Here is a 4,604-nt window from a genome sequence, read left to right as displayed (position 1 = left end):
ATAAGAGAAAAGCGATCAAACAAAAAACGATAAAGGCACACCCCCCTGAATCCCCCCTCAATGGGGGAATAAGTCAAATAATTCCCCTCCTTGGAGGGGAATTATTTTCCGGCGGGGAGGGTACTTTTAATCGGTCATCCTGAGGCTTCGTATTTTGAAGCCGTGAGGATCTCCTCTGACATCGCCGGCGTCATCCTGAGCGGTGCTTTTCCGCGTGAGGATCTCATCTTTTAGGTTTTTATTCTTTATAAAATATTTTAAAAAACAAGATTCTCACATCGTCCGGTAAGAACTCCGGACTACTCAGAATAACAGAATGGGTAAATGAGATTCTCACGTCGCACAAGACGCTCCTCAGAATGACTGAGAAGCCGGATGAGATTGCCAGGTCGTCCAACCAAAGAACGGTTGGGTCCCTCGAAATGACTTTTAGATAGAGAATTTCGTTCTCATTAGATACTACCAAGCAGTATGGACGCCCAACCTATTTTTAACAATGACCAAGATTATTCAACTGAACCAGGATATTTTTGATACATTTAATATTAAATTAATTAATTTTCAAAAATGAAAAAATAGCGATATAATAATCAGAGAAATTTATGGTTATAAATTTATAAACGGTAGAAAAACAATAAAAAAGTAACATTTGGAGGGTGAATTATGAAGTATAAAGATTTAATTATTGGAATTCCCCGTGAAATAATGAATGGTGAAAGTAGAGTAGCAGCAATCCCCGAAACGGTAAAAAAATTAGTTAATGATGGGGCACGAGTTTTAATTGAAACCAATGCTGGTTTGAAATCCTATTTTAGCAACGAACTTTATGAAAACGTTGGTGCAGAGATAACTATTAATGTTGAAGATATCTATGAAACATCAGATTTGATTCTAAAGGTAAAAGAGCCTCTTTTTAATAAATTATTAAATAAAAGCGAAGTTGAAATGATGAAAAAGGGGCAATATTTAATTACTTTTCTTCACCCTGCTTCCCCTTCAAATCATAAAATGGTTAGTGAATTGGCAGAAAAGGGAGTGAACAGTCTTACCTTGGATGGTATGCCTCGCATTACACGTGCTCAGACTATGGATGCTCTCACTTCAATGAGTACTGTTGCCGGGTATAAAAGTGTTCTTATGGCGGCGAATCGTCTCAGAAAATTTATGCCGATGGTTGGAACTGCAGTGGGAATGATTAAACCTGCTAATGTATTGGTGATTGGTACTGGAGTTGCTGGATTACAGGCTATTGCAACTGCAAGAAGGTTAGGGGCAGTGGTGAGCGCGATAGATATTCGTTCCGATGCCCAGGAACAAGCTAAGAGTTTGGGAGCAAAAATTATTGATGTTGGGGTACCAAAAGAAATAGCAGTTGGAGATGGTTTTTATGCCTGTAGCCTTCCTGAGAATTGGCTTTCACATGAAAGAGACATTATTAGAGAAAAGATATCACAATTCGACATTATAATTCTTTCAGCATTAGTTCCCGGTAAACAAGCTCCGGTGCTTATTACCGATGATATGGTAAAAATGATGAATCCAGGTTCGGTCATTGTTGATATTGCCATCGATCAGGGTGGGAATTGCGAAGCGACTGTATCAGGAGAAGTTGTGGAAAAATACTTAGTAAGCATTGATGGAACCAAAAATATCCCAGGTCAGGTTCCAGAAAGCTCTACCTGGATGTTTGCTCATAATATTTTTAACTTTCTTTCCTATTTGGTGAAAGATGGCCAGATAGTTTTGGATTGGGAAGATGAAGTGATCAGTTCAACCATTGTTACTTTTGAAGGAAAAATCCTTCACAAAGGCACCAGGGAAGCAATGGATTTAGTTTAAAAGGAGTAAAATATGTCGATATTATTGTTGATTGTGTTATTTTTAGTTGCTACTGTTATCGGGTATAAAGTCATTGGTAATGTTCCAAGTTTGCTTCATACACCCCTCATGTCTGGGATGAATGCCTTGTCGGGAATAACGGTTTTAGGTGCTTTAGTGGCAACTGCTGCGGCGGTAACAACCCAGAATAAAATGATTGGATCAGTGGCAATAATAATAGCCATGATTAATGTAGTGGGTGGGTTTGCCGTGACCCATCGCATGCTCAAAATGTTTCATCGCAAGGAAGATCAGTAATGAGTACAATAACTTTTTACCTGATTTCTCTCGGTTTGGTCTTCGGAGTGGTTTGGGGTATTCATCTTATGAACAAACCACAAACAGCGGTGAAAGGTAATTTGTTAGGAGCATTATGTATATTAGGTTCTATTATTTTAACTATGTCTTATTATGGAATTTTAGATGTTCAATTGCTATGGATTTCGATGGTGATTGGAGGATTAATCGGGTATATCTGGTCGTTATGGGTTAAAATGATAAAAATGCCCCAATTAGTTGCTCTACTTAATGGTTTTGGGGGTTGTGCTTCGAGTTTAGTGGCTTACTTAATACTGGTGGGAAGAAGTGAAGTGAATGGATTTAGTTTAATTGCTGCCGCTATGGCATTAGCGGTTGGAGCATTAACATTTAGTGGGAGCATGATCGCTGCTGCAAAGTTAAATCAATGGCTTAACCAACGTCCAATTATTGTGAAGAATCATTCTACCATTAATTATTTGGTTCTTGTTTTTCTTATTTTCCTATTGTTTATGATTTTTTTGGGTGGAAATTCCCATCGTAGCCTGTTTACCGCTTTGGTTGCTATAACTTCTCTTTTTATCGGAGTTTTTTTTACCATCCGAGTTGGTGGGGCTGATATGCCAATTACTATTTCCCTCCTCAATTCTCTATCAGGGGTTGCTGGTGCTATAGCGGGTTTGGCTATTCGCGATCCATTGCTGGTGGCAATTGGAGGAGTGGTTGGTGCTTCTGGATTACTTTTAACTCAGGTAATGTGTCGATCTATGAACCGCAGAATATCAGATATCCTTGGTGGGAAAACCGTGATTACTCAACTCGAAAACGATTTAAACCAATCGGAGATTTCCTCAGAAGATTTGGTTTATTCAAAAAGTAATCAGCAAGACGAGAAAGGTTCTAAGGAAGAGAATATCGACTCAATACTTCGTTCTGCCCAAAGAATAGTTATTGTTCCAGGATATGGAATGGCTCTTTCCCAGGCTCAGCATCTGGTTAAAGAATTAGCAGAAAAATTGGAAAGAATGGGAAAAGAGGTTAAGTACGCCATTCATCCGGTAGCCGGCAGGATGCCGGGTCATATGAATGTCTTGTTGGCTGAGGCTGACGTGCCTTATGAGCAGCTCTGTGAGATGGATGATATTAATCCAAGTTTTAAGGAAACTGATGTTGTACTGGTTGTTGGTGCTAATGATGTAGTAAATCCTGCTGCTGCAACTGCTACGGGGACGCCAATTTATGGAATGCCAATATTGCTGGTAGAAGAAGCGAAGCACATTATTGTATGCAACCGGGATAAAAATCCCGGCTATTCGGGAGTAGAAAATCCTCTTTATCAAAGAGAACATGTAACCATGATTTTGGGTGATGCTTGCGAGAGCTTGTCAAAAATTATGTCTTGCCTTGATAATAATGAAGGTGATTTGGTTTGAAATAGAATATAATAATAAGCAATGGTTCGATAGACAAAATATAATTTAAGTTATTTTCTTCCATCAACTTGCTAAAAGAGACTGAACATTGATAATATCGGATATAGTACTTTAATTTTGTTAAATTTAAAGCTCTTTGGTTTTTTTTGATTCTATCCCGAGCAGTTATTCCAGTTGATGGGGGGTTTCATGCTTATTCGGGAGTCTGAGTTGATGAGTTCCCAGGAATTAATCCTTACGATTGATATCGGTACTTCCTCCTGCAAGGTTTGTCTTTTTGATTTATCTGGTGCTATTCGAGCTACCGCAAAAAGTGAGTACCCGACTTTATCTCCGCAGCCTTCCTTTGCCGAGCAAGATGTGTCAGCTATTTATTCAGGCATTGTTCAGTCGGTGAAAGCAGTATTGTCCAAGCACTCTCCTTCTCGAGTCATTGCCCTGGCTTGTGATACCATGCTGCATAGCACTCTGCTTCTCGATGAAGAAGGGGATCCTCTCTACCCTCTTTTAAACTGGATGGATACTCGCTGCCAAGATGAATTGAAGTCTCTCAATCAAGAATACCAAGAAAAGCGGTTCTACTTTCGCAACGGTGTTCCGCTTCACACCATTTACAACCTTCCCCGTCTTATCTGGTTTCGAAAACACTATCCATCATTCTTACAGTCGGCCTGGAAAATAGTCACTATTAAAGATTGGTTTTTGGGGAAAATCACCGGGGAGTGGTATTGTGATTATTCTACTGCTTCGGGCACCGGCCTTCTCAATCTTTTTGACAGGCGCTGGGATGAGGAGCTCGTCTCGTGTGCTCAGGTGTCCACTAAACAGTTCCTTCCTCTTTGCGAACCGGATCATCACTTTCCATTGCAAGTCGGTCCTTTTACCCATGATACCGGCCTTCTGCCTGGTATTCCGGTCGTTTGGGGAGGAGGAGATGGTCCTTTTGCCAACTTAGGAGAAGGAATGTTTCATCAACGAGAGATGGTGATTACGGTCGGTTCTTCAGGAGCAGTACGGATGTGTGACCATCAACCG

The 4,604-nt window shown here is 40.1% G+C and carries 4 protein-coding genes; all 4 read left to right on the top strand.

Features of this window, described 5'->3' with window-relative positions; translation table 11 throughout:
• The first annotated feature begins 663 nt into the window (after window positions 1-663).
• Window positions 664-1,839: an NAD(P) transhydrogenase subunit alpha gene (locus PLK24_RS08620; protein ID WP_324478203.1), complete on the top strand. Its 1,176-nt coding sequence runs from the start codon at window positions 664-666 to the stop codon at window positions 1,837-1,839.
• 12 nt (window positions 1,840-1,851) lie between these two features.
• Complete coding sequence (locus tag PLK24_RS08615; RefSeq protein WP_324478201.1) at window positions 1,852-2,136, top strand: NAD(P) transhydrogenase subunit alpha part 2; 285 nt, start codon at window positions 1,852-1,854, stop codon at window positions 2,134-2,136.
• Window positions 2,136-3,569: an NAD(P)(+) transhydrogenase (Re/Si-specific) subunit beta gene (locus tag PLK24_RS08610; protein ID WP_324478199.1), complete on the top strand. Its 1,434-nt coding sequence runs from the start codon at window positions 2,136-2,138 to the stop codon at window positions 3,567-3,569. The genes PLK24_RS08615 and PLK24_RS08610 overlap by 1 nt, the downstream gene beginning before the upstream one ends.
• Window positions 3,570-3,758: 189 nt before the next feature.
• A partial coding sequence (locus PLK24_RS08605) for an FGGY family carbohydrate kinase (protein WP_324478197.1) occupies window positions 3,759-4,604 on the top strand: 846 nt, incomplete at its 3' end.

Source organism: Atribacter sp. (assembly GCF_035418125.1).
GTDB lineage: Bacteria > Atribacterota > Atribacteria > Atribacterales > Atribacteraceae > Atribacter > Atribacter allofermentans.
Note: the sequence above shows the minus strand (reverse complement) of the source record. Positions and strands in the feature narration are given on the sequence as shown.